Source organism: Bacillus sp. SRL543 (assembly GCF_984799205.1).
Genome location: NZ_OZ481794.1, coordinates 929,238 through 953,325, shown reverse-complemented (window position 1 = coordinate 953,325; position 24,088 = coordinate 929,238). Strand labels below are relative to the sequence as shown.

General features: G+C 47.2%; 22 protein-coding genes and 1 other annotated feature. Of the genes, 4 read left to right on the top strand and 18 right to left on the bottom strand.

The window, feature by feature from the left end:
• Positions 1-184: 184 nt before the first annotated feature.
• The 17 genes from rhaM to AC4E8B_RS04865 form a co-directional block, all read right to left on the bottom strand.
• The gene (rhaM, locus tag AC4E8B_RS04945) at positions 185-499 is read right to left on the bottom strand and encodes an L-rhamnose mutarotase (protein WP_490219510.1); all 315 of its coding nucleotides are present in this window, start codon (positions 497-499) and stop codon (positions 185-187) included.
• Between the two features lie 62 nt (positions 500-561).
• The gene (gene bglB / locus AC4E8B_RS04940; RefSeq protein ID WP_490217399.1) at positions 562-1,662 is read right to left on the bottom strand and encodes a beta-galactosidase BglB; all 1,101 of its coding nucleotides are present in this window, start codon (positions 1,660-1,662) and stop codon (positions 562-564) included.
• 27 nt (positions 1,663-1,689) lie between these two features.
• Positions 1,690-3,063, bottom strand: coding sequence for a family 4 glycosyl hydrolase (locus AC4E8B_RS04935; protein WP_490217398.1), 1,374 nt, complete (start codon positions 3,061-3,063; stop codon positions 1,690-1,692).
• A 23-nt stretch (positions 3,064-3,086) separates the two neighbouring features.
• Positions 3,087-5,069: a beta-galactosidase gene (locus AC4E8B_RS04930; protein WP_490217397.1), complete on the bottom strand. Its 1,983-nt coding sequence runs from the start codon at positions 5,067-5,069 to the stop codon at positions 3,087-3,089.
• 24 nt (positions 5,070-5,093) lie between these two features.
• Positions 5,094-5,768, bottom strand: a complete 675-nt coding sequence (locus tag AC4E8B_RS04925; RefSeq protein WP_490217395.1) for a rhamnogalacturonan acetylesterase — start codon at positions 5,766-5,768, stop codon at positions 5,094-5,096.
• Positions 5,769-5,783: 15 nt separating this feature from the next.
• The gene (locus AC4E8B_RS04920; protein ID WP_490217393.1) at positions 5,784-7,001 is read right to left on the bottom strand and encodes an MFS transporter; all 1,218 of its coding nucleotides are present in this window, start codon (positions 6,999-7,001) and stop codon (positions 5,784-5,786) included.
• A 124-nt stretch (positions 7,002-7,125) separates the two neighbouring features.
• On the bottom strand, positions 7,126-8,163 hold the full coding sequence (locus AC4E8B_RS04915) for a glycoside hydrolase family 88/105 protein (protein WP_490217392.1): 1,038 nt from the start codon (positions 8,161-8,163) through the stop codon (positions 7,126-7,128).
• Positions 8,164-8,179: 16 nt separating this feature from the next.
• On the bottom strand, positions 8,180-8,953 hold the full coding sequence (locus AC4E8B_RS04910; RefSeq protein ID WP_490219508.1) for a carbohydrate ABC transporter permease: 774 nt from the start codon (positions 8,951-8,953) through the stop codon (positions 8,180-8,182).
• 125 nt (positions 8,954-9,078) lie between these two features.
• Positions 9,079-9,993: a carbohydrate ABC transporter permease gene (locus AC4E8B_RS04905; protein WP_490217390.1), complete on the bottom strand. Its 915-nt coding sequence runs from the start codon at positions 9,991-9,993 to the stop codon at positions 9,079-9,081.
• Between the two features lie 61 nt (positions 9,994-10,054).
• Positions 10,055-11,356 carry an ABC transporter substrate-binding protein gene (locus AC4E8B_RS04900; RefSeq protein ID WP_490217389.1) on the bottom strand — a complete coding sequence of 434 codons (1,302 nt, stop codon included), beginning with the start codon at positions 11,354-11,356 and terminating at the stop codon, positions 10,055-10,057.
• Positions 11,357-11,536: 180 nt separating this feature from the next.
• The gene (locus AC4E8B_RS04895) at positions 11,537-13,090 is read right to left on the bottom strand and encodes a response regulator (RefSeq protein ID WP_490217387.1); all 1,554 of its coding nucleotides are present in this window, start codon (positions 13,088-13,090) and stop codon (positions 11,537-11,539) included.
• The gene (locus AC4E8B_RS04890) at positions 13,080-14,852 is read right to left on the bottom strand and encodes a cache domain-containing sensor histidine kinase (RefSeq protein WP_490217386.1); all 1,773 of its coding nucleotides are present in this window, start codon (positions 14,850-14,852) and stop codon (positions 13,080-13,082) included. The genes AC4E8B_RS04895 and AC4E8B_RS04890 overlap by 11 nt, the downstream gene beginning before the upstream one ends.
• A 41-nt stretch (positions 14,853-14,893) precedes the next feature.
• Complete coding sequence (locus tag AC4E8B_RS04885) at positions 14,894-15,523, bottom strand: YesL family protein (protein ID WP_490217384.1); 630 nt, start codon at positions 15,521-15,523, stop codon at positions 14,894-14,896.
• 183 nt (positions 15,524-15,706) lie between these two features.
• Positions 15,707-16,840, bottom strand: a complete 1,134-nt coding sequence (locus tag AC4E8B_RS04880) for a Gfo/Idh/MocA family protein (protein ID WP_490217382.1) — start codon at positions 16,838-16,840, stop codon at positions 15,707-15,709.
• Between the two features lie 123 nt (positions 16,841-16,963).
• Positions 16,964-17,860: a DMT family transporter gene (locus AC4E8B_RS04875; RefSeq protein WP_490217380.1), complete on the bottom strand. Its 897-nt coding sequence runs from the start codon at positions 17,858-17,860 to the stop codon at positions 16,964-16,966.
• Positions 17,861-18,023: 163 nt separating this feature from the next.
• Positions 18,024-19,415, bottom strand: coding sequence for an asparagine--tRNA ligase (asnS, locus tag AC4E8B_RS04870; RefSeq protein WP_426872586.1), 1,392 nt, complete (start codon positions 19,413-19,415; stop codon positions 18,024-18,026).
• Positions 19,416-19,468: 53 nt separating this feature from the next.
• Positions 19,469-19,701, bottom strand: a binding site (T-box leader).
• 242 nt (positions 19,702-19,943) lie between these two features.
• Positions 19,944-20,294, bottom strand: a complete 351-nt coding sequence (locus AC4E8B_RS04865; RefSeq protein ID WP_490217378.1) for a hypothetical protein — start codon at positions 20,292-20,294, stop codon at positions 19,944-19,946.
• 159 nt (positions 20,295-20,453) lie between these two features.
• Here AC4E8B_RS04865 and AC4E8B_RS04860 point away from each other — a divergent pair, with 159 nt between their 5' ends.
• The 4 genes from AC4E8B_RS04860 (at position 20,454) to AC4E8B_RS04845 (ending at position 22,954) form a co-directional block, all read left to right on the top strand.
• Entirely contained in the window at positions 20,454-20,885 is a 432-nt protein-coding gene (locus tag AC4E8B_RS04860; protein ID WP_490217377.1) for a hypothetical protein, read from the top strand.
• A 61-nt stretch (positions 20,886-20,946) separates the two neighbouring features.
• Positions 20,947-22,149: a DUF4085 domain-containing protein gene (locus AC4E8B_RS04855; protein ID WP_490217375.1), complete on the top strand. Its 1,203-nt coding sequence runs from the start codon at positions 20,947-20,949 to the stop codon at positions 22,147-22,149.
• Positions 22,150-22,259: 110 nt separating this feature from the next.
• Positions 22,260-22,568 carry an AbrB/MazE/SpoVT family DNA-binding domain-containing protein gene (locus tag AC4E8B_RS04850; protein WP_490217374.1) on the top strand — a complete coding sequence of 103 codons (309 nt, stop codon included), beginning with the start codon at positions 22,260-22,262 and terminating at the stop codon, positions 22,566-22,568.
• A complete protein-coding gene (locus AC4E8B_RS04845) occupies positions 22,568-22,954 on the top strand; it encodes a type II toxin-antitoxin system PemK/MazF family toxin (RefSeq protein ID WP_490217372.1) in 387 nt (128 codons plus the stop codon). The genes AC4E8B_RS04850 and AC4E8B_RS04845 overlap by 1 nt, the downstream gene beginning before the upstream one ends.
• Before the next feature lie 45 nt (positions 22,955-22,999).
• Here AC4E8B_RS04845 and AC4E8B_RS04840 read toward each other — a convergent pair whose 3' ends face one another.
• Entirely contained in the window at positions 23,000-24,061 is a 1,062-nt protein-coding gene (locus tag AC4E8B_RS04840) for a DmpA family aminopeptidase (RefSeq protein WP_490219507.1), read from the bottom strand.
• Between the last annotated feature and the right edge of the window lie 27 nt (positions 24,062-24,088).

Sequence of the window (24,088 nt, the reverse complement as noted above, 5' to 3'; positions counted from 1 at the left end):
CTTCTCCTTTTTGTAAACCCTTACATTTTGTTCTGGTTCATTATAGATTTAATATTCAGAATACTTTAGGGGCAAAAGTCCCAGGAAAATCATTGCCTCTGATTTTTGATAGAAATCAACTGTTTTTTAAACGCTTGAATGAATCTTCAAAAAAAAGCCAGTGTTCTTTTATGAAACACGGCTTCTACTCTATATAAAAAACTTCCTCCAGCTCTACACTGACCGGACTATTATCAGGATTCGCCTTCATTAGCGGCTTCATATATTTCCACCATTTTTGGCAGACTTCTGTTTCACTCATCTTATTCCACATTTCTTCACTCTCTATTTCCACATAAGCAAATAGCTTCCCTGATTCCCTTTCCAGGAAGATAGAATAGTTTTGAGCTCCATGGGCTTTCAACTCACTGGCCATTTCCGGCCAGATTTCGTCATGGCGCTTTTTATAGTCCTCATAGCAATCCTGATGGACAAACATGATCGATGCTTTCCTGATCAATTTCTTCACTCTCCCATCTCCGATATTGTTCTGGGCGGTGAAGCACCGCCCAAATAAATTTGTTACGTATATTGATGAAGAAACTCCGATAAACAAAGAACGGCCAATGATTGCCCGTAAGGCATGGCAGTTATTCGGATCTCCTTGTAAAAGTCCAGCGTTTCTCCCATCCCGGTTCCCACTGAAACCTTCTGCAGGGTGCCATCATCCGTAATTTCACGCAGAATGGCATGGATCGCTTTATGGGCCGTTTCTTTATATTCCTGGCTGACATAGCGCTTATGTACAGCTTTCAGGATGCCATAAGCAAATCCGGCCGTTGCCGAGGCTTCAAGATAAGAGGTTTTGTCATTAATCAGGGTGTGCCACAGGCCGCTGTCATCCTGGAACCTTGCCAGTGCTTCGATTTGCCTTTCAAGTGCATCAGCCAAAAACTCTCTGAGAAAATCGCCCTCCTCCAGTTCCAGAATCTCAATGATTTCAGGGATTGAGATGGTGATCCAGCAGTTCCCCCTTCCCCACAGCGCTTCTGCATAATGATGGTTATCTTCGAAAGTCCACCCGTGGAACCATAGCCCGGTCTGTCTGTCAGTAAGGTATTTAATATGGATGAGAAACTGCTTTTTGGCTTCCTCCAGATATTGCGGCCGATGCAGCAGCTTGCCGATTTTTGCCAGGGGAAGCACCGTCATCATCAGGGTGTCATCCCAAAGCTGATTCTTATTTTCGGGTCCATAGGTCATATGCTGCAGCCCGCCTTCTACTGTCCGGGGCATATCATGCATGACCCATTCGGCCCACTCCTCCAGATACGGGAGATAGGTTCGATCTTTCGTATCTTCATATAAATGGGCCAGCGTTAACAGCGGCGCCATTGTATTGACATTCTTAGGCGGCACTCCCTCTTTGAATCTTTCAGCGAACCAGCCGTCGATAATCTCCCGGGCTTTCTGATCATTCGTGAGCTTCCAATATTTATAGATTCCATAAAGGCCGACGCCCTGCGGCCAGTTCCAAACGTTCCAGCTCTTGTCATCCACAACCAGCCCGTCAAAATTGAGCAGGAATTCACCGGAATCATCACTGATTCCCGTAAGATTATTCATCAGCAAATCAATATAATGGATGATTTCTTTCTTAGCGATAACACTTGTCTCTGCCATCAATATCCCTCCCTTTTCCAATGCCTGTTACACGAGCAGATGCTTCTTGGTCATGCCCATTTCCTCAAAGAGCTTCTCCGCCTCTTCACGCGGAATGGCGGACACTAGCGGATCATTGATAAAGGCATTAAATGCCAAGCGCTTATCATTTGAAAGAGCGGCCTTCAGAACACCCTCCTGATTAAGGATATGGCGCTGCACCATATTGGCAATATCAAGCGGCAGCCCGCCTGCAAGCACAGGCTGTACACGATTTCTCCTGATAAGGGCATTCGTTTCAACGATCGCCCCCTGCGGAAGGTTCGGAATCTGTCCAAGGTTCGGGATATTGACATTAGTGGTGAGCTCCTCAATCCCAAGCAGGGCAAGCAGTATGTCAACTCCCTCTTCACCGGAAGGCTCTATCGCCACTTCACTTTCGCCGCTGAAGACCTTCTGATTTTCTGTCACCTTCCTTTTTTGATCCTCGATCCGGAAGTCCACTGGCGTCAGGTGAAACTTCCATTTCTGCACCGTTTCAGGGTCCTTTAAGTAATCCGGCGGCATGAATTCGGCAAGATGGCGGTCTCCTGCTGCCGCAATCTGCCCATATTTTAAAAACAAATCGAATTTCACACGGTGTGAGGAGCTAAAGACGCTATCTTCCCAGCTTCCCTCTTCTTCTTCGTAACCGGATTCCCGGTATTTTTCGGCAAACTGCCTGTAAAGCGGCAGCAAATCAATATTTTTATAGGAAGCTTCTGTAATCCAGGTAAAATGGTTGATGCCTGCAACCGTGACTTTGATATCCTTCCGGCTTTTCACTTCAATGCGCAGCATTTCAATGACCATATCTGCAAGAAGTTCCTGGGTCCCGAATACTTCATGGCAGCATCCGAATGCCTTGACCTCCGGGAATACCTCGTATAAAGTCCTCGTACACAAAGACATTGGATTGGTGTAATTGATCACCCATGCTTCCGGGGAATGCTGTTTGATTTTTCCGGCAATCTCCACGAACATCGGAATGGTCCTCATTGCCCGGCTTATCCCGCCCGGCCCGACTGTGTCGCCGACAGACTGATAGATTCCATATTTTTCAGGCAAGTGGACATCATTCCTCATATCTTCAAAGGTGCCGGGAAGAATGCTGATGATGACGAAATCCGAGCCTGTCAAAGCTTCCTCAATAGAAGCAACGGCCTGATAATCCCATTTCCCTTTGGCCTCAGGATGGCTGGAGATGAGATTTCCGATTCTTTCATTGGTTCTTGCCGCTTCGATATTCACATCATATAAAGCAACGGTCCCCGAGATCCGCTCCTCGAGCGCAAGGTCGCTCATCAATCTCCTGGCCCAGCCCTGGGAGCCTCCGCCGATATAAGCAATCTTAATGCCTTCCACTACATTTGCTCTGCCCATTTTGCTCTTCCTCCCCTGTTTTTCTAAAATTCTATGACCCTGTATTCATATTTTTCCAGCTTCAGCTCTCCCTCTGGCACTGCATTTCCGGACAGTACATCCGTGCCTGCAGCAGGGAGGCTGGAAATGCCGCCCTGGCCATCCATATTAATGATCACCCAAACTTGGCGGCCATCCTTCTCCCTTGGGGCAATGATGGTCCCTTCTGACACATCAGCTTTTACCTTCACGCCTGCGTCAGCGGCGTACGCGCTGATCAAGTTCCTCATCATTTCCCTGCCGGCTTCCCCCATTGGAAGGGAACCGAGCATCACAATCTTCCCTTTCCCCCTCCGGTGCTCTGTCAGGAATAATTTTCCCGGTGTGAGGCCGCCCTCAATCCTTCCCACTGCTTCAGCATCTTTCGCCTCAAAAACGGAGCTCCACAAACCAAGCGGGGCAGATGTGCCGAATGCTTCGCCGACTGCACCAGTCTCTTCCAGTGGGAAGGTATACAGCGCTTCAACCCCTGCCAGATCCTCCAGCTCACCCAGTGCTGCATCAGTATGAATGGTATGGTGCTCTGTCCGCCCGCCCGTCATCGGACCTGCCACCCATATTCCTCCAGCTTCAGCGAATTCTATGGCCCTCTGGATATAGTCAGAAGAGAGATAGTGTATAAATGGAGTGAATAGAAGCTTATATCCTGACAGATCCTCTGATTCTGTTATAAGGTCACGATGGATTCCTGTATTCAGGACCTGCTGATAAAAATCAGTGATCAGCTCTTTGTATGGCAGCCCTTTATGGGGCTCTGTCTTCATGAACATCTTCGCCCTGTCGGAATAGGTGATGGCAGCTTCTGCCTGGAGAGGCGAGGTGCTTGTAAGAATCGGCTCCAGCTCTTTCCTCATCTTTTCTACCTCCAGCACGCTCTGGAAACCGACTGTCGGCTTCCCCCAGGCGCTGATCACAGAACCGTGCGGCTGTTCACAGCCTGCTTTCTGCTGGCGCCAGAGCCAATAGCAGAAAGCCTCTCCCCCAAGGGCGTAAGCGGCAGCAGCTTCCGCTTTCAGATACCCATTAGGATGGGGAGTGCTGTAGCTCTCAAGCGATGCGCTATAAGAGGTGCTCGTTTCCATGATCCAAAACTCCCGCCCCTTTTTGATATTCCGCCAAAGATCACAATTGAATAAATAATTGCTGTAAGAATGAGAAGGTGCATAGGTATCAAAGGAAGCGAAGTCGAGGTTCTTAAACAGGCGTTCATTATCCACCGAGAACATGATTGTGCTGTTATGGGTGATTGGCGCATGAGAATATCGCCTGATGATTCCGGCCTGTTCATCCGCAAATTCAGCGATCTTTTCAGCCGAAAAGGTCTGGTATGCCGTCTTTAGCGAGGAATTATGCAGAAATGGCACTGGCCCGGGCTGCGGTACCTGGTCAAAGGAATGATACTCCTCGCTCCATATCTTCGTTCCCCAAGCTTCATTCAGTTGTTCAATCTTGCCGAAACGCTCCTGGAGCCATTGATGCCATTGCTCTTTGCAGCTTTCGCACATGCACTCGGAAACATGGCACTTGAATTCATTGTCCAGCTGCCAGCCGATCAGCCCTTCCTGCCCGCCTAAAGCTTTGGCGATATGTTCTGTGATGATGGCGGCCCTTTCCCTGAAATAAGAATTATTCGTACAAACATGCTGCCGGGAACCATGCCCCATGATCCTGCCGCCGTCATCCACATACATCCGTTCCGGGTGTCCATGCGACATCCAGACCGGAGGCGTCGGGGTTGGGGTGCACATGACCGTATCAATCCCCTGTTCATTGAGCCTTGAAATCATCTCTTTAAAAAATGAAAGGTCGATCTCGCCCTCCCTCGGCTCCATTCTTGACCAGGCAAACTCGCCGATCCGGACCACATTGATGCCCGCTTCCTTCATCAGCTTAATATCCTCTTCAATCACGCTTTCATCCCAAAGTTCAGGATAATAGGCGGCTCCATGGTATAGTTTTTTTGCCAAGGCGCACTTCCTCCATTCTAATAGTTATTTAATATGTACCAGCAGCGGAAGCTCCAGCTCCTTTATGCCTTCGATGACAAGCCTGCTGACTTCACGCGCTCCAGATTCGCAGAAGTGGGTATCATCCTGAATGCCTGCAGGATAATTGGAATGCTCTCCCTCCTCCAGCCAGACAAATAACCGCTTGGAACCCTCCGGCCCGAATGCTTCATAAAGCAGCTTCGTCTTTGCCCAAAGGTCAATGACGGGGACACTGTGCCTCTTTGCCAGCTGCCTCACCGCCTCAGGGTAATCCCCCAATGTTTCCTCAAGTTTCCCATGTTCATCAAACTTTCTTCGGTTGACTGAAGTAATGAGCACCGGGTGGGCGCCTTTTTCCCTTGCTCCCGTTATATACTGTGAAAGAAAAAACTGATAGCTGGTAAAAGGCTGCGTTCCATAAGGCTTCTGATCATTATGGCCAAACTGGATAAACAAAAAATCCCCCGGCTGAATCCTCGCCAGGATAGCCGCCAGCCTGCCTTCTTCCACAAAGCTGTTTGAGCTTCTCCCGCCCCTTGCTTCGTTATGGACCCGGACATCATCCGTGAACAGCTCCTGCAGCACCTGCCCCCAGCCTGCCATGGGAAACTCATGCTCCGGACAGGCTGCGACTGTCGAATCACCCGCTAAAAAGAGCTGCACCACTCTTTTTTCCATGAAGACCGCCTCCCATCATGATTTATTGATGCCAATAAAAGACTTCCTGCTGGGCCCTGCCGGCCGGCCAATCCTGCTGAGCGGACGCCATACCCCCAAAAGGGCTATTGTCGGGACGAGCAGAAACCATTTGATAACAGACAAGCCCTCTGCATCATAGAAAAAGATGAACAGCAGGACAGGAATCACCCTTCCTATGTTGACGGCAATTTCCCTGACAATGATGAACTCTGTCCGTAATTTGGCTGACAGCGGCGACTGCTCCATAACATCAAACCCGATGGAAGAATACGGGACAAGAATATAGGGAGTGAAGATTGCATTCACTATCCCAAAAGCCAGCAGAGTATAAACGTTGATCTCTACGAGAAGCAGAAGGGTTGCCCCTATGACCCCAAGCACACCAATAAGCAGGAATCTGCCCTGCTTTTCCTGACTGATCCTCCTGCCGACAAAATAGAAGACAATCATGCTCAAAATCGCATTCAGGGAAGAAAACCATCCGAGCTTAAGCTCGCTTGCGGTGGAAATATAGAAAAGAAGATTGATGATAAACATGAAGATCCCTTCTCTTATTCCATACATAAAGCTGCCAGTCAGGATCTGCTTCCACTGCCAGCTCCAGTTCTGCGGGGACAGGGCCTCTTTTAAATAAAATTTTTTCATTGCCTGGAGCGGCTTTATCCTCAGGCTGATAGCACCTGTAATGATGTATAAGAAGAGAGAAATGGAGAAGATGATGATATACCCTTTGAGACCGGCCAAATAGCCGAGGATCAATCCGGAAATCAGCGGGCCCAGCACCCCGGCAAGTGATTGGACAAATCCATTGAAGCCATAGAAGAAGCCGCGGTTTTCCCGGCTGGTGAAATCATAGGCCAGCACATTGAAGGAGAGCCAGTAAAAACCGAGGGCAATGCCCTGGAAGATTCCGAGCTCAATGGGGTAAAAGGCAGCCTGCTCCTGAAGGATCAGCAGGAGGGTGAAAAATATGCAGTGCAGCAATGTGCCCAGCCGGAATATGCTTGCCACTCCAACCTTCGGGATGATCCATCCGGAGACAATATACATACTGGTCGAAAAGATGAACAGCATCAGATAAAACTCAGCAACAGTGATATAATTCATTTCGACCTTCCAAAGATAGATCCCGACGAACAAATTCGAAAGGGCCGTAGCTGTGTTGAAAATCCCATGGACAAAAAGAAGCAGCTTAACTTTGGGATCCGCCATCTTTAAGGAAGCATTTCTCACCACTCATCCACCCTTTCACGGCCCAATAATAGAAAGTATCCTCACATGAACGAAAAACGGAATATCCCCTTCTCCTGACAATCCGTGTCCAGCAGCCGGAGACTTAAGTAAATGCTCTTTCCTTCACTTCCAATAAATCGGCCAGGAACACAAGAGCCAGCCCCTGCCCCCATCCGTGGATCCGTTTAAAAGGTACATCTTTATATCCTTTCATATCAGGCATGACAGCCGTGCCGGCCGAAACCTTCAACACCCTGCCGTCGTCCGTAATTTGTTCCAGGATCCCGCCAATCGTTCTCTGGATGTACTTATTGTAAAGGCTGCCTCTCGTCAGGAGCGCTGCTGCAATCCCGGAAGATCCTGATGCCTCCAAATAAGAGGACGGGTCTGTCAGAACCGTGTGCCACAAGCCCGAATCACTGTCCTGCAAGCGCACCAGGGCGCTGAGCTGATCCCGCAAAGAACCGTCAATGATCATGTAAGAAGGATGCGTCACCTCCACCAGCTCCAGCGCCTTTGCCATCGTCAAGGCAGCCCAGCCATTCCCTCTTCCCCAAAACACACCGGACATATGATTTTTCGCTGTATTATCCCAGCCATGGTAATAGAGGTCTGTTTGGCTATCCTGCAATAATTCTTCATGAGCATGGTACTGCCTGAGGCCATCTTCAGTATATTCCTGATTGCCGGTGAGCCTGCCGATCCTGAGCAGGAACAATCCGGCCATCATCATCGTATCCACCCAGGCCTGCTCATGAAAAATATAAGTTTCTGAGTTGACGGTATGCTGCAGGATCCCATCTCCGAATCTCTCAGCATCGTTTTTCAGGAATTCCGCCATTTGAATGGCAGGATCCAGGTACTTGCTGTCGTCTGTTGCTTTATAGAGTGACAGGAGGGCATGCCCGATGGAAACGCCGTTGACTGATAAACGGGGCAGCCCATCCTCCAGCCTTTCATCCACCCAGTTTTGCAGCCTGTCGAGGTACTCCGTTTTCCCAGTTGCTTCAAATGCCGCAGCCACTCCATAAAAAGCCACCCCGCCTGGCCAATCCCAGTTAAAGTCCATTTTGAATGTCCGGTCAACGACTGAGTCTATGACTCTGAGAATCTCGTTTTCATCAAAAACAAGTGCTGGCATTGTAAAACTCCTTTAATTATTTTAGTCCGCTTGTACTGATGCCTTCGACGATGTATTTCTGGAACAGGAAGAAAATCAGGATGACTGGAAGCAGCGACACGACCGACATCGCAAACATCGCCCCCCAGTTGGATGCTGACTCAGAGTCCAGGAATAATTTCAGCGCAAGAGAGACCGGATACTTTTCCGGGCTGTTCAGATAGAGGACAGGGTTGATCAGATCCTCCCACTTCCAGTAAAAAGAGAAAATGGCCGCTGTTGCGAGTGCGGGTGTGATCAATGGCAGGATGATGCGGTAAAAAATGCTGAACCTGCCGCAGCCGTCAATCCTGGCCGCTTCATCCAGCTCCAAAGGAATATTCCGGATGAACTGCACCATCAAAAAGATAAAGAATGCATGGCCGAAGAACTGCGGCACGACAATCGGCTTAAAGGAATTGAGCCAGCCGATCTTGGCGAAAATGATATATTGCGGGATCATCACGATTTCATGCGGAAGCATCATCGTCACCATCATGCATGCAAACCAAAATGCCTTCCATTTGAAATTGATCCTGGCAAAGCCATAGGCAATCAGTGCTGAAGAAGCCACTGCCCCGATGGTTGATAAGCCTACAATTATAAGAGAGTTTTTAATGAAGACCCCAAAGGACTGGCCGGCTATCCCTCTCCATCCTTCCGTATAATTGCTTAAGATGAAAGGTTCGGGGATGAGAGAATGTGCAGTGATGAAAACCTGCGAGCTTTCTTTAAAAGAGCTCATCAGCAGCCAGATGATCGGATACAGCATCAGCACAGCAAACCCGCCTGTTACCAGGTGATACAGCCATTTTTTCGGCTTGAAGCGGGGAGGCTTATAGACTGCCGCCGGCTCCGGGATGATCGGTTGGGAAGTTTCTTGGACTGCCTTCATGCTTACCCCTCCTTCGATTCGTAATGAACCCAGTATTTTGATGTTTTGAATAAGAGCAATGTCAATAGCCCGACAACCACAAGCATGACCCAGGCCATTGCCGAAGCATAGCCCATCTGGAAGAAGTTGAACGCCTTCTGGAAGATATACAGGGAATAAAGAAGCGTCCCATCAAGAGGCCCGCCTTCTCCCTTGGAAATGATATAGGCCGGTGTAAAGGTCATAAAAGCTGAAATCGTCTGCATCACCAGATTGAAAAAGATGATCGGGCTTAATAGGGGCAGGGTGATTTTAAAGAACACCTGAAACCGGTTCGCCCCATCTACATTTGCTGCCTCATAATATGATGGCGGAATATTCTTCAGCCCGGCAAGGAAAATCAGCATGGAGGAACCGAACTGCCATACGGCAAGGAAAATCAGGGTCCATAATGCTTTTGACGGATCCTGGTACCAGAGAATTTTCTGATCGGCCCCCAGGAAAAATAGCAGGGCATTGAGTGTCCCTTCATTTCCGAAGATATTTCTCCACATAATCGCAACGGCGACGCTTCCCCCAATAATGGAAGGAAGATAGAATAATGTCCTGTACAGGCCGACTGCCCTGGAAGCCTTGTTCAGCAGCATCGCGACCATCAATGCAAATATAAGTCTCAGAGGCACCCCTGCCATGACGTAGGCAAAGGTCACTTTCATTGACTTCCAGAACTTTTCATCACCAAAGAACATTTCTTTGAAGTTATCCAGCCCGATCCAGACAGGCGTTGAAAATAAGTCATAACTAGTAAAAGATAAATACAAAGAAACGGCCATTGGAATTATCGTGAAGGCCAAGAAACCAATGATAAATGGAGATATAAATGCATAACCTGCCAAATTCTCACTCGCCAGCCGCTTTTTCATAGTACTCAACTCCATTCAACTAAGTAAGCAGGAGTACAAGGCACGCTGCACCAGCCTATGTACTCCTGATAGTGGATTATTTGTTTTTGCCTAAAATGTCTTCTGCCTGCTCCCTGAACTTCTTGGCTCCCTCTTCCGGAGTGATCTGCTTGAAGATAATCTGTTCAGAAACATCCTTCAGAGCCTTCATGACTTCTGCGCTGCCAAGCGGATCAGGCGGATCAGCCTGGCTGGCATTTTGGGAAGCTCTTTCTACATATTCAAATATTTTCGCTTCATCCTCAGTCAGCTCAGGCTTTAATGCTTCAATGATCTCTGAGGATACAGGAACACCGCGGTCCCCTTTAATCAGCTTATTGGCTTCAACATCATTGACAAAAAAGTCGAGGAACTTGGCTGCTTCCTCTTTGTGCTTGGAGCTCTTCGGAACAGAGAAGAACATGCTCGGCCTTAAGAATAAGGCTGTTTCAGCTGATTGCTCCGGAGGAAGATTGATGGATAATGGCGCTTCTGTCAATTGTGCGAATCCCAAGTACTGATTGGACCAGTTCCAGGTCATGGCCGCAGTTCCCTTAACGATGTAGTCGTCTTCAAGCCCTTTGATTTGTGCCTGGATGTCTGGAGTAGGGAATGCCTTCTGATCTACAAGCCCCAGCTGCATGTTAAAATAATCGGTAAATAACTGATCGTCACTATAGGCAAGTCCTGTGCCGTCTTCGTTATAGAAGCGCTCTCCCTGTGTCCTTAAGTAGTAAGGGAAAAACACGTCCGGCGGGTGCATGCCATTTGTTCCGAACTGGCCGGTTGCTTTATGCACATCCAGAACATTCTGCTGGAAATCCTCCCATGTCCAACTTTCATCATCAATCTCAACGCCGGCTTCCTTCAGCATATCGTCATTGGTGATGACTGAAAGGACATTGGAGCCTAAGTTGAATCCATATAGATTATCGCCGATCTTCCCTCCGGAAATGGCGTTTTCGTCAATAGAGCCTACATCAATCGTTCCATCCTTCGTATAAGGTGTCAGGTCCTCAAGCTGGCCTTTTTCACCATACTGGGAAAGATAGGCTGTATCCATCTGGATGATGTCCGGAAGCTGGTTTGCAGCCGCCATTGGTGCAAGCTTCTTCCAATAATCATCCCAGTTCGCAAATTCAGCTTCGATTTTTACATTCGGATGCTGTTTTTCATACAGCTCAATCACTTTCATTGTATAATCATGCCTCGGCTGCCCGCCCCACCAGGCTACACGCAGGGTAATCTCTTCATTTCCTTTTTCATCCTTGCTTCCTGAGGCTTCTTCATTGCCGGAGCTGCACGCGGCGGCAGAAAGGAGCAGCAGAACAGCAAGCAGCGCCAAACCCAACCTTCTCATTTTTATATCCCCCTTTATTGAAAGTGCTTACAATTTAATTGTAGTTATTTTCAGAATATTATAAATCAAAATAACAGAGTTCCTTGTGCAAAAAACAGTGAATCATAAAAGCGCTTTCATTAAACGAAAATAGCCCGTCATCCTTCCATCTCTGGAAGAAAGGCGGGCCGGATGCAGCAGCTAATTGACTTTCCTGTATTCAGATGGCGAATAGCCTGTATACTTTTTGAAAACCTGGCTGAAATATTGCGGGTTATCGCCGAAGCCGATCATTTCTGCCAGCGTCACCACTTTCACATCATCACATTCAAGAATATGCTCGACAGCCTTTTCGATCCTGAGCCTTGTCAAATAGGCTGAAAACCTTTGGCCTGTTTCCTGCTTGAACAGTTTCCCTAAATAATCCGCATTCATATAAAGCATCTCACCGGCTACCATTTTAAGAGAAAGCTCAGGATTTCCCAGGTTTTCTTTTACAATTTCTATCACTCTATTGACCACCGAGGATTGCTTCGATTGAAAGCGGAGATAATACTCCTCTGTCATCCCCACTGCGGCTTCCTCGATATAGTCATGCATCTGCTGAACGGTTTCCATTCCCAGCAGCCGGGAAGTTCCCGTGAGGTAATCCTGCATGCGCTCCGACTCGCCGGCCTGCACAATCTCTGAATACAGCTGGATGCAGTATGACTTGGTTAAAGGAATACCAAGGCGGAGGGCAGCCATTTTTTTGAAAGCGCCGGCAATTTCCGTACGTACATCCTCCATATGTCCGGATTTGATTTTCAGGCAGATCTGCTGCGCATCAATCATGATATCTGGAGGAAGGCTCCCGCTTATGGGCTGGATATCCTTCGGAGTGATGATGCTGCCTTCATCGTAATAAAAACGGTGCTCCAAATATTCCAGTGCTTTCCGGTACAGGCTGCGGGCATTCTGGATAAAATCGCCTTCACTTATCGCGGCGGTTGTGTCCCGTCCATAGTTTCGCAAGAGTTTCTCACGCATCTGTTCGATTTGATTGTGCAGGGTCTGAATACCGTCCTGATCCTCGACCAGAAATAAGGCATGCTCCCCAACATGGGTATTTAACAGGGTGTTCGTCAACATTTCATCTCCTGAATTCCTAATAACATACAAATGCTCATAGGAGAAATCACCCTCCAGCTTAAAAAGGATCAGCCTTACCTGCTTGCCGCTGATGTCATGGCCGAACAGCTGCTGATAGGTCTCAAGGTCTTTAGCGGTGCCGGCCTTGCCTGATAAGAATTCCGTTAACAGCTGGGCCTTTAGATAAGGCTGGGCTTTTTCATAATCATCCCTCAATTGGCGCAGGTAAATGTCATGCTTCCCCTCTTCTCTCAATTCGGAGATGATTTCAGTCAGTGCGTCTGTAATTTGTCCTTCATTGCATGGCTTCAGCAGATAGTTTTTAACGCCATATTGCATGGCTTTCTGTGCATATTCAAACTCGCTGAACCCGGACAGCAGGATAAACCGGATGGATGGAAACTCCTTGTGGATCCTGGAAACGAGAGTAAGTCCGTCCATTCCGGGCATTCTTATATCACTGATCACAATATCAGGCTGAAGTTCCGATATTTTCTCATAAGCATCAATCCCATTCCTGGCTGTGGCGACAAGCTCTGTATCCAGTGAACGCCAATCGATCACACTGGAAATGCCGTCAACGATAATTTTTTCATCATCAGCCAGCAGCACTTTATACACCATCCGCTTCCACCTCCTGTAACGGCAGGACGACTGTAATCGCCGTCCCTTTTCCTGATAAATTCTCAACTCTCAATCCATACTGCTCACCAAAACTCAACATGATCCGTTCATTGATATTGTTCAGCCCGATGCCCGTTCCTTTGGGTTTGAATTTCCCTGCTTTCAGCATGGCAAGGATGCCCGGATCCACACCCGGCCCATTATCTTCTACACGCACAAGCAGGTTCTGCCCGTCAGTGCAGACTGCCAGTTTAATGATGGACATCACCAGTGAAGGTTCCACCGCATGCTGAAACGAGTTTTCCAGGAGCGGCTGCAGCGTAAGCTTGGGGATTTTGCATCCCATCAATGAAGAATCAATATCCATTTGAACATCCAGCCTGTCATCAAACCGGTATTTCTGGATAGTCAAATAGCTGTCGGCAATCTGGAGCTCTTGTCCAATTGTAATGATATCCTCCTTGAAATTGATGCTATTGCGCATCAGATGCCCAAGCGCTTCTACCATATTGGAGATCTGCTGCTGCTTGTGGGTCTTGGCCAGCCAATTGACAGATTCAAGCGTATTGTATAAAAAATGCGGATTGATCTGAGCCTGCAGTGCGTTGAATTCTGTTTCTTTAATGAGAAGCTGCTTTGCATAATTTTCCTGGATCAATTCATCGATTCTCTGAACCATTGTAATGAAGTTCCGGTAAAGGATCCCCACTTCATCCTCATAAATCAGTGAAGGATTCAAAGACTCGACCGCTTGAAAATCCCCCTCCTTAACATCCTGCATCGTGGCGGCCAGTTCTTCAATCGGATTGGTGATCCTCCTCAGAAATTTGAAGCCGAGGGTAATCAGCAGAAAGAACATCAGCAGAAACACGAATATGATCGAGTACTTTGCTGCTGCAATTCCTGAAAACATCTGATTGAAGGGAATGATATTCCAATAAGTCCAATCCCCGAAGCTGGTCGTAAGGTGGTTAACGAAGAATCGTTCACCATTTATTTTTTCGATGCGGTATCCCTGGTCTGTTCTGTTATTAAAATGAAATTCGTCCAATCCATCGGTCCCTTTCGCCGAGTAAAATACTTGATCTCCATTGGAAATCAGGATATTTCCCGCTGCTTCTCCCTTGGTCAAGGGAAGGCCGCCAACGATTTTGTCCAGATTGACGCGGATCAGAAGTGTACCGATAGGCCGGAGATTCAGATTTTCATAGGATCTGACGAGGCGCACTGAAATCAGGAATTCATTATAGCCGTCAATTTCAATCCAATGGTTCTCTCCCTTATGTTTTTTGGCTGTTTTCAGGGCAGCTTCCTTATCTGACTGCAGCAGCGGACTGCTGCTTGACCCGGCAAGGAATTCGCGGCCTTTTGAATCATATAAAAGAATGGATTGAATATATTTCTCGGAACCGGCGTAGTTTGCCAGCTCGTTTTCAATCTGCTGTTCCAGCCGGTAGAACTCATAGCCCTCAATATTGTCCTGAAGTTCCAGCAAGGAATTTTGAAGCTGGGAGTTCACTGCAATGCTGTAGCTGATCACTTCAATTCTTTCAAGCTCTTCTTCTATGCTGTTGGATGACATCATCAGCACCTGGGAGGATTTTTCATAAAGCTGTTCATCATAAAGATTGAACACATATTGAAGGCCGCCCAGTACAAATGCTAAAGCGATTACCATAATCAGTGAGATATTAATCAGCAGCTTGACTTTCAGCTTGGAATTTTTATAGATGGCCGCTAAATAGGACCTCAATTTTTTCATGCAGCCAGAAGGCCCCCTTTAAGAAAAAATGAATGCTGCGTCTAAGCTGCCTGCTCGTCTGCCTGGCTTCTTTCCAGGCTATTAAAGGCCTTTAAAGCAAGGGCAGACATGATCAGTGAAAACAGGCTGCCGCTGAAAAAGAGAATGACTGTCACATGAAGCAGGCTGATGAAAAGGGCGCCGATGGCACCGGCAATCATCATTAGACTATAAAAAGGCTTTGAAAGCCCAATGAGGATGGAAAATTTAAAAACTTCAGATAATTTAATATTGTAATGAACATACACAGGAAAAATAAACAGGAGAAGGACGAAAAATACAAGTGATAAGCTTGATAAGAGAATGGTTATAATAGAAAATTCGGCATTCGTCACTGCGAAGATCTTAAAGTCGAGCCAGAATACAGCCAATATGCTAAACAGGATGATACCCAGCAGATTGCCTCTGCGGAACTCTTTTTTATAAGCAGCAAAGAACGTTTTGAAAATAGGGACATCCGGATTCCCCGTCAGCCATTTCCTTGTTACGGTATACATGGCCACAGTAGACGGCCCGGCTCCAAGCACAATGAAGCCCAGCAGAGAAAAGCTGATCCATAATACGTTCAGATAGGCCAGACGGGTGACCCACTCACAAAAACGATAGACGCCATTCGCAACGAAATGATACATCGGTATTTCCCTCCCTTTCCGGCAGCTGAGTGTCTATTTCTTTATTTTAAAGCGCTTTCTAAAATAAAGGAATAGCCTTTCTCTTATTGTTATTTATAGTGTAATGAATATGAAAAGAGAAAAACCATAAAAAAACCGGCATCATTGTTTAAAAAACAGTGATGCCGGTTTTTTCCAGCAAAGTTAAAAGCCGTCCGCCACAGTCACTGGCCTTCCGGTCCGCGCTGATTCCACAGCTGCCGCAGCGGCTTTTTGTGTCCGGCAGGCATCAAAATAGTCCGACTTTATCCCGGAAGCATCCCCCGTCCTGACCGCATGAATGAAAGCACGGGCCTCTGCTATATACGGGCTTTCCTGGTCCTTCCACTCTGTTACTATCCCATTCTCCCTTTTTGTCAGCCCTTCCTGATCAAGCTGGAGAATCCCTTTGCTATGAAAAAAGTCGATTCCTACCTTGGAATCTCCCTCCGGCAGCAGGCAAGTGTTTGATATCACTGCCAATGATCCGCTTTTCATTTTCAGGGTCACTGTGCCAACATCAGGGACTGTAACACCTTCATGAACGTTCTCTAAAAAACGGCTTCCAAAAACAGCTGACACTTCTTCAATCTCGCCAGCCGCATACCTGAGAAAATCAATGATATGAGTGGTCTGTTCAACCAGCTGCCCTCCTGATCGGGCAAGATCGCGCCACCATGGCACAGGCGGCATTGAACCCATCCATTGGCCGGTCACCATCCCAAGGACCGCACCCTCCAGCTCAAGCTTCAATCTTGCCGCTGTTTCACGATAACGGAAATGATAGCCGACAGAAGTGATGACCGGCTTTTCCTTGAGGGCGGATAAGACCATCTCAGGAGCTTCCATGCTTGTCCCGACAGGTTTTTCCACGAAAAAAGGAATCCCCCTTTTGATCAGCTGCAGCTCAATTGCGCCATGTGCGAATGGAGGCACGCAAAGATATACGGCATCCAAACGCTCCCTGTCAAGCATTTCCTCTATATCATCATATCCTCTTATCCCGGTAAACTTTTCTGCAAAGCCCTCCGCTTTTAGGAGGCTTGTTCCACATACTGCCACCAGGTTTACTTCTTCCATTTCTGTCAATATCTTTGCGTGCACTGCACTGAACCAGCCTGTTCCGATGATCCCCACATTGATCATTTTTTTCCTCCTCATCAGTCTGCTTGTACTGTCTAAATCTCTAACAGGGCCATCCACTGTCCCGGCAGTATTTATAACCTGGACTTTCATGTGACCGCCGTCAGGCAAAAAGATGGCCAGGCACCCTTCCTGTTTATCGTAATCCGCTTCCATCACCAGGCTTCCCATTTGATAGGACTGGTATTCTGTTAAAATATCTCGATAGGTCAGCTGTCTGATAACATCTTTATTCTATCCTCAGCTTCATATTACCTGCACCGGCACCCTTTCTTGCTCTCACTGCCCAATGATAATAATCACTGTTCCCAAAAAGACAGCAAAGGCTGTGGCAATCAGCCTCCAATCGAATCTCTCTTCGGAGGACAGCAGCACCCTTGCCAGGAAAATTGTAATGATTGGCTCAATAGCAGCTATGGTGCTGACATACGATACATGGGTATAAAGAAGGGACACAAAAAAAGAGACTTGGGCGAGCCCTGTCACAATGCCGGCTGCCACAAAATAGAGATTAATCTTCTTAAAGTTCCGCGCCAATGTCAGCTTTAGCTGCTTCCTGCCGATTTCCATCAATATAAAAACAAGGAGGGCGAAAACAGAACCTATCAATGAACCAAAGACTGCATCCGCTTCATACATGACCCCTAATTTTCTTAATCCCTGGCCAATTCCAAAGCAAATGGCGGCAGCGAGAGCCAGCATAAAGCCTGAACGATCTTTTTGTTCCGAATGAGCCTTTGCCCTCCGGAAGTCCAGTCTTGCCTGCAGAAAGAGAAAGATAAGGATCACGAGGATCCCAATCCCGGCAAGAAGAGAAATGGTTTCGTCTAAAAAAAGAACAGCCATGATAATGGTGAATACCGGAGCAGCATTTTTCAGTGCGGCTGCCCTGGAGGAGCCTATTTTTCGAATACCTGCAAACAGCAGGGTCCTGCCTAGAAATACCGTACAAAATCCTGCGGCCATATAAAAAAAGACACCAATCCAGCTAACAGGCGCCATCTCTTTTTCCCCAAAAAGAAACATCAATCCGTATATCCCCATCACGGTCAGCACACAAATGAACAGAGACAGGAAACTGCCATTATCCTGCGGGGATTTTCTCATCCCAAGCTGGATGAATATATAGTTGAAAGAATAAGCTATGGCACAGAAAACGGCTAAACTAACTCCCATGCTGTCACTTCCCTCGTCTATCTAGGCTCTCAATGCTTCCATTGTATTTCGGTTCCCCAAAATGGTTCCGGATCTCTGCTGCCGGCTTACTGGAATCCCAATAGAAAAAGCCTGTCCGCTAATGGAATAGCAGACAGGCTTTTTAAAATAATTTCGCTGTTAATTAAAATTCAGCATTCCCCGGAGTACGCGGGAATGGAATAACGTCACGGATGTTTTTCATTCCTGTCAGGTACATGATTAGGCGCTCAAAGCCGATTCCGTAGCCGGAGTGCTTGGTTTCGCCATATTTGCGGAGCTCAAGATACCACCAGTAATCCTTAAGGTCCATGCCCATCTCAGTGATTCTTTCTTTAAGGAGCTCTTCCCTCTCCTCACGCTGGCTTCCGCCGATCAGCTCGCCGATTTCAGGGACAAGAAGGTCTGCAGCGGCAACGGTTTTGCCATCATCATTCGCTCTCATATAGAAAGCCTTGATATCTTTTGGATAGTCTGTGACAAAGACAGGGCGCTTATAGATAACTTCACTCAGATAGCGCTCATGCTCTGTCTGCAGGTCTGCTCCCCATTCTGGCTGATATTCGAACTTCTCGCCTGACTCTTTAAGCTGCTCGATTGCATTCGTGTAAGTCACGCGTGCATATTCAGTATTCAGCGCTGTGTTCAGCCTTTCGATAAGAGTCTTATCGATAAAGCTGTTGAAGAATGTGATTTCCTCAGGTGCTTCGTTCAGCACATATTGGATGACATGCTTAATCATCGCTTCTGCCAGGTCAAGGATATCCGGCAGCTCAGCGAATGCCACTTCCGGTTCAACCATCCAGAACTCAGCCGCATGGCGGGTTGTGTTGGAGTTTTCTGCACGGAAAGTCGGCCCGAATGTATACACCTTCTGGAAAGCAAGAGCAAGGGCTTCTGCTGATAACTGCCCGCTGACTGTCAGATTGGCTTCTCCATTAAAGAAGTCCTTGCTGAAGTCCACATCGCCTTCATCGGTTTTAGGCACATTGTTCATATCCATGGTTGTAACACGGAACATCTCGCCGGCACCCTCTGTGTCACTTCCTGTGATCACAGGAGTTTGAGCGTAAATGAAACCTTTTTCCTGGAAAAAGTTATGGATCGCATAAGAAGCCAGCGACCTGATTCTGAATACAGCTGAATATGTATTCGTACGCGGACGCAGGTGGGCAATCGTCCTCAGATATTCAAAAGAGTGCTTCTTCTTTTGCAGCGGATAGTCTGAGTTTGATTTACCCTCAATCGTAATCTGCTCGGCTTTCATTTCGAACGGCTGCTTCATGTCAGGCGTCAAAACGATAGAACCTTCTATAGAAACAGTAGAGCTGATCGCTGCTTTTGTGATGTCTTTGAAATTCGGCAGATCATCTCCGTAAACGACCTGGACATTTTTAAGAAAAGTGCCGTCATTGACTTCAAGGAAGCCGAAAGTCTTTGAATCGCGGGACGTACGGACCCAGCCGGTTATACGCACCTTCTCATTCAAATGGGCTTCAGGATCTCTGTACAGCTCTTTAACAGTTGCTTTAATCATGATTGATCCTCCTAAATATAATAATGATCATAAAAAAAAGCCTACGTCCCCCTAAAAGGGACGAAAGGCTTTGCTTCCGCGGTACCACCCACATTGCCGCAAAATGCGGCCAGCTTAAATCATAACTCCGGCAGATAACGTCCCGGACACGTCTAAGCCTACTCAGTGAGCCTTTTCGGTTAGAACTCAGAGGTGTTCTTCGCTCATGCATCCTCATCAGGCTCACACCATCCCTGACTCGCTTTAGATTACAGCACCAGCTACTCTTCCTCATCATCGATTTCGTTTGTTTAGTTCAACACCATATATATTAATCGAAGAGCGTGATAGTTTCAACTGGGATATTGGCTGTAGGGCAGATTTGTCTCTTCAATATGCATTATTGCCGAGAGTTTGAGGGGATAAACAGGTGGGGGGGCGGTTTGGGCCAGGGGGGTCAGGTCCCTTGGCTCAGTTTGGGCCAGGGGGTCAGTCCCCCCGGCCCATTTTCAATAAAACAGAACAGTGCTCTGTCCCCTGCCCAAACAATCAAAAAAAGCCTGACCTCAAGGGTTCAGGCTTCTCATTTTTAAAATGGCAGATCCTCATAATACGGCGGGCCCTCATCTTCTTCAAATTCGATGGGCTTCTCCTTCTTCTGGCTGCCTCCTGCTTTTTGAGGCGGAGTCTCAGAAGCAAGCACTTTGCCGAATTTTCGCTGTAAAGGTCTCTGATCCAATCTTTCACCGGCATCTTCCATTGCTGGCTCTTTGAGGGGATATTCTTGATCAGGCTTTTAGGCGTCATCCCCAGTTCCTTGGTCATGCGGATATCTGCTGCATTGAGGCGGCAGCGTTTCTTGGCCTCTGCCCAGGCTTCGGCTTTTTGTTTGTTTTTCATAAGTCGTTCCTCGCTTAAATATTGGGCTATGCCAACTAAATCTAATGGGTTATCTACACATTCTAACATATCCTACAGTGCTGAGATGATAAGAATGAGCAGCGTCACATAAATTTCCAGAATGCTATAATAATAGAAAAATCCAAAAGGATGCTCACAATGAAATCTTTAAAAATGAAGGCCATCACCTGGATTGAATCCCTTAATGACCAATACTCAATTAACAGTTTTACTGGTAATTATGCCGCTTATTTTAAGATTGATGGATTTACCGATGAACCAGAAGTCTATATCCGTTTTACCGATGCTGGTCTGGACTTTGGATATGAAGCTGTACAATGGAATGGACCTATTCCGGCTCCGGTGCCTGGCATTTATACAAAACATTCGTTATCTTGGAAGGACATTCAAACCTTGAAAAAAGAAGAGCAGCAGGCCGCGATGCTTGAACTGCTGCTTAAGACTATTAACACCAGAAAAAGGCATTATCGAAAGTGCCAGTTTTGCGGTGAAAAGGTTGCCAAGGAGCATCGGTTTGACAATGATACATGCCATGGCTGCGCATCAGAGCAATTTAGGGTTCTTTACTAAAAATCTAAATCAACTAAAAACGATAGTAACTGCTTTTACCAAAATGATCCGAGGTGCCCCAATGTGGAATCTAACAACTCAAGCAAAAGAAGCCTTCTTAAAGCACAATCTCCTGCCCATTCAAGAGTCTGATTCCGACTGGGAAATCGCCTTGAGAGAAGCGGAGGAAGAAGGAGAAGATCTCCCTGCCCGCCTGGAAGAGGAACTGGAGGATGTAAAAGCAGAACTGCTGACGGTGCTCCCGAGCCGCTTTGTTCCTCATCTTGAGAATGGAACGCTCAATCAGCCTTCCCTGCCCAAATCGGTCCGCGAGGATTATCTTCAATGGATGCGCAATAGTGACAGGGAGTTTGAACAGGTTTTGGATGCAGCACATGAGCAGACAACTCAGGTTGCTGCCCATTTATCACCTGCTGTCCAGGAGGTGTTTGCAGAAAGCCTCCATGATGCCATCATCGAGCGGATTGAGCGGGAGAATGGCAATCTTCATCTTTATATCAATACAGAGAGCGGTTTTTCCACCAAGCCTTATATTCACTTTACTTTCCATGATATTACCGAGGAAAAAGCAGCCGAACAGCTGCAGACCGGCCAGTGGCTGATATACTATGAGCTGCAGAAAACGGCTGCGGGCTTTGCCTTCCGCGTTCTGTTTGAATGCCCGGATGCCCAGTGGACCATTCATATGAAGGACCTGTCAGTTCAGTATTATTTTCGCCCGGTGCTTTATACAAGATTAAAAGATGAAGGAAAATTAGATGATATGCCTCTTGGGGAATATATCGCACAGCTGGAGCAGGATCAGCGCTATTGGCTGGCTGCGCCGGATGTGCTAAGCGAGATAAGCGCCTTAGGGGAACATCTTCTATTGAAAGAAGGAAAGCTTGAAATTGACCAGAACAATGCAGTAATTACAACATCAAGCGAGCAAAATACCTACTCTCTGGAAGAATTCAATCCGATCGGCTTCATTTACACTGACATCGACAAAGACCCATACGCACACTTAAAGGAGCCGGTCCCGCCGGAAGAACTCGAAGCTGCCATTTTCAGCGGCATTCCTGAACAGCAGGTCCGCGCCTGGAATACGATGTATACCAGTCCCGAAGAGCATGCGGAGACGATCAATCTCATCATGGAGAAACTGGAGTTCACCGAAGAAAATGAAATGATGCTGTTTGTTTATGCAAACTATTTTTATAAAGCTGGGGTTTTGAGTGAAGATAATATTAGTAAGTACAGAGAATTGATTGAGCAGAATTAAGAGCCTTACCCCGGAATAACTGCATCTGGGGACAGGCTTTTTTTAATGTGTATCGTTCTTTGATCATGTGTATATACTATGTATATACTTATTCAACATGAGGTGATACAATGGATTCCAAGAAGCGCATAAACTCGAAAACAAACCAAAACAAAGGAGTTGACTATATGTCCACTGTTGTTGCGCAAAAGTGGGGAAACAGCTTGGGCATCCGCATCCCAAAAGAGGCTGCTGACAGATTAGGCATTATCCAGGGCTCCGAGATGGAACTGAGTGTTGTTGGAAGTGAGAATATCATCACGCTTAAACCTAAAAAACCGAAGAAGAAATATTCACTTGAAGAATTAATCTCACAAATTACTCCTGATAATCGGCACAAGGAAGCCGATTATGGAAATGAAGGGCGTGAATTGATTTAATGCCGCAAGCTATACCAGGGAGAGGCGATCTTGTTGTAATTGATTTCAATCCACAAGCTGGCCATGAACAGGCCGGAAGAAGAATTGCGATCGTTCTCTCTCCAAAATCTTTTAATCAAGCCACTGGATTTATTGCTGTCTGTCCGATTACCAATCAAAAGAAAAATTATCCCTTTGAAGTCGATTTGCCAAAAGAGGGAATCTCCCCTGATGATGACGGCATGCCAATAACAGGGGTCATATTGAGTGATCAAATAAAATCATTGGACTGGACCGCGCGCAAATTGAGAATTCTGGTGCACTATCATTCAGAAGCTGTGCAGGCGGAAATATTAGACGATATAATTGAAGAGTGCCTGGCAAAGATAGGAACATTTTTAACATAACACCCTGCCCAAGGCAGAGATTGATATTTTAAAACTTATGCCTCTTTACACCAGCCGAATACCATACTCCCGCAGCAGATCACTCAAAGCCGGCCGCACATTTCCATTCCGGCCCACCACCCGTGTTGCCGCTGCCAGCGAATTCAGGACAGCCTCTTCCGCTGCCTCGCCTGCCGCTCTGAAAGCCAGATCAATATCCTCTTCATGTATCATAGAGATCCTTAAGCAATCTGCCGGTTTTTCATGAGGGATTTTCACAGCAGTCGAAAAGCCGATGACCACCTCGCCGCTTCCCGTCCCGATGATGGACCCCGTCCGGGACAAACCTGTTACCGTCCTTTTAATGATTCGGGTCAGCTGCCTCTCCGATACAGGCAGGTCAGTTGCGACAATGATAATGACCGACCCTTTATCCTTCTCCTCCTTAGCCTGGATAGCCTCACTCAGCTCCTCCCCGACGGCTTTCCCATTCACCCGCAGATCCTTTAAGCCGCCGAAATTCGTGAGCACGAGAACGCCCATCGTATAAGTTCCATGGTCCATTTCCATCAGCCTCGAGCTGGTCCCGATCCCGCCCTTCAGAGAATAGCAAAGCATGCCGGTCCCTGCTCCAGCAGTGCCTTCTTCCACGTCCGCCGAGGCATTCTGCAGTGCCTGGAATACGTGCTCCCTCTCTACGAACCCAGCCCGGATATCATTCAAAAACATATCATTGCATTCACACACAACCGGATTCACCGTTCCAGTCGTCCGGCCGATTTCGGGATTAGACTCCAGCATATACTGAATCAAAGCCTCGGCTGCTGTACCGATGCTCAGCGTATTGGTCAGGATGATCGGAGATTCTATCGTACCCAGCTCATTGATCTGGATTGTCCCCATACTCTTCCCAAACCCGTTGATCACATGGGTCGCGGCAATCAGCTTTTCTTTAAAAAGATTCCCGGGATGCGGCACAATTGCAGTGACCCCGGTTTGTTTATCACCATCACTTAGCGTTGTATGCCCCACAGTTACCCCTTCCACATCAGTGATAGAATTGCGCGGACCAGTTTGAAGGGTTCCTATTTTCACTCCATAATCTCTGATTCTTTTTTTGGCGGGCATCATTTTCCTCCATTTTTGCGAAGAAAG

What these genes read in the sequence shown, in the direction of transcription:
- bglB (WP_490217399.1), bottom strand. Translation starts at nt 1,662, where the DNA reads ATGGCAGAGACAAGTGTTATCGCTAAGAAAGAAATCATCCATTATATT.
- asnS (WP_426872586.1), bottom strand. Translation starts at nt 19,415, where the DNA reads ATGATTAAAGCAACTGTTAAAGAGCTGTACAGAGATCCTGAAGCCCAT.
- AC4E8B_RS04935 (WP_490217398.1), bottom strand. Translation starts at nt 3,063, where the DNA reads ATGGGCAGAGCAAATGTAGTGGAAGGCATTAAGATTGCTTATATCGGC.
- AC4E8B_RS04895 (WP_490217387.1), bottom strand. Translation starts at nt 13,090, where the DNA reads ATGGTGTATAAAGTGCTGCTGGCTGATGATGAAAAAATTATCGTTGAC.
- AC4E8B_RS04860 (WP_490217377.1), top strand. Translation starts at nt 20,454, where the DNA reads ATGAAATCTTTAAAAATGAAGGCCATCACCTGGATTGAATCCCTTAAT.
- AC4E8B_RS04890 (WP_490217386.1), bottom strand. Translation starts at nt 14,852, where the DNA reads ATGAAAAAATTGAGGTCCTATTTAGCGGCCATCTATAAAAATTCCAAG.
- AC4E8B_RS04845 (WP_490217372.1), top strand. Translation starts at nt 22,568, where the DNA reads ATGCCGCAAGCTATACCAGGGAGAGGCGATCTTGTTGTAATTGATTTC.
- AC4E8B_RS04855 (WP_490217375.1), top strand. Translation starts at nt 20,947, where the DNA reads ATGTGGAATCTAACAACTCAAGCAAAAGAAGCCTTCTTAAAGCACAAT.
- AC4E8B_RS04875 (WP_490217380.1), bottom strand. Translation starts at nt 17,860, where the DNA reads ATGGGAGTTAGTTTAGCCGTTTTCTGTGCCATAGCTTATTCTTTCAAC.
- AC4E8B_RS04865 (WP_490217378.1), bottom strand. Translation starts at nt 20,294, where the DNA reads ATGAAAAACAAACAAAAAGCCGAAGCCTGGGCAGAGGCCAAGAAACGC.
- AC4E8B_RS04910 (WP_490219508.1), bottom strand. Translation starts at nt 8,953, where the DNA reads ATGCTGTATCCGATCATCTGGCTGCTGATGAGCTCTTTTAAAGAAAGC.
- AC4E8B_RS04880 (WP_490217382.1), bottom strand. Translation starts at nt 16,840, where the DNA reads ATGGAAGCGGATTACGATAAACAGGAAGGGTGCCTGGCCATCTTTTTG.
- AC4E8B_RS04840 (WP_490219507.1), bottom strand. Translation starts at nt 24,061, where the DNA reads ATGCCCGCCAAAAAAAGAATCAGAGATTATGGAGTGAAAATAGGAACC.
- AC4E8B_RS04900 (WP_490217389.1), bottom strand. Translation starts at nt 11,356, where the DNA reads ATGAGAAGGTTGGGTTTGGCGCTGCTTGCTGTTCTGCTGCTCCTTTCT.
- AC4E8B_RS04920 (WP_490217393.1), bottom strand. Translation starts at nt 7,001, where the DNA reads ATGGCGGATCCCAAAGTTAAGCTGCTTCTTTTTGTCCATGGGATTTTC.
- AC4E8B_RS04915 (WP_490217392.1), bottom strand. Translation starts at nt 8,163, where the DNA reads ATGCCAGCACTTGTTTTTGATGAAAACGAGATTCTCAGAGTCATAGAC.
- AC4E8B_RS04905 (WP_490217390.1), bottom strand. Translation starts at nt 9,993, where the DNA reads ATGGAGTTGAGTACTATGAAAAAGCGGCTGGCGAGTGAGAATTTGGCA.
- AC4E8B_RS04925 (WP_490217395.1), bottom strand. Translation starts at nt 5,768, where the DNA reads ATGGAAAAAAGAGTGGTGCAGCTCTTTTTAGCGGGTGATTCGACAGTC.
- AC4E8B_RS04850 (WP_490217374.1), top strand. Translation starts at nt 22,260, where the DNA reads ATGGATTCCAAGAAGCGCATAAACTCGAAAACAAACCAAAACAAAGGA.
- AC4E8B_RS04885 (WP_490217384.1), bottom strand. Translation starts at nt 15,523, where the DNA reads ATGTATCATTTCGTTGCGAATGGCGTCTATCGTTTTTGTGAGTGGGTC.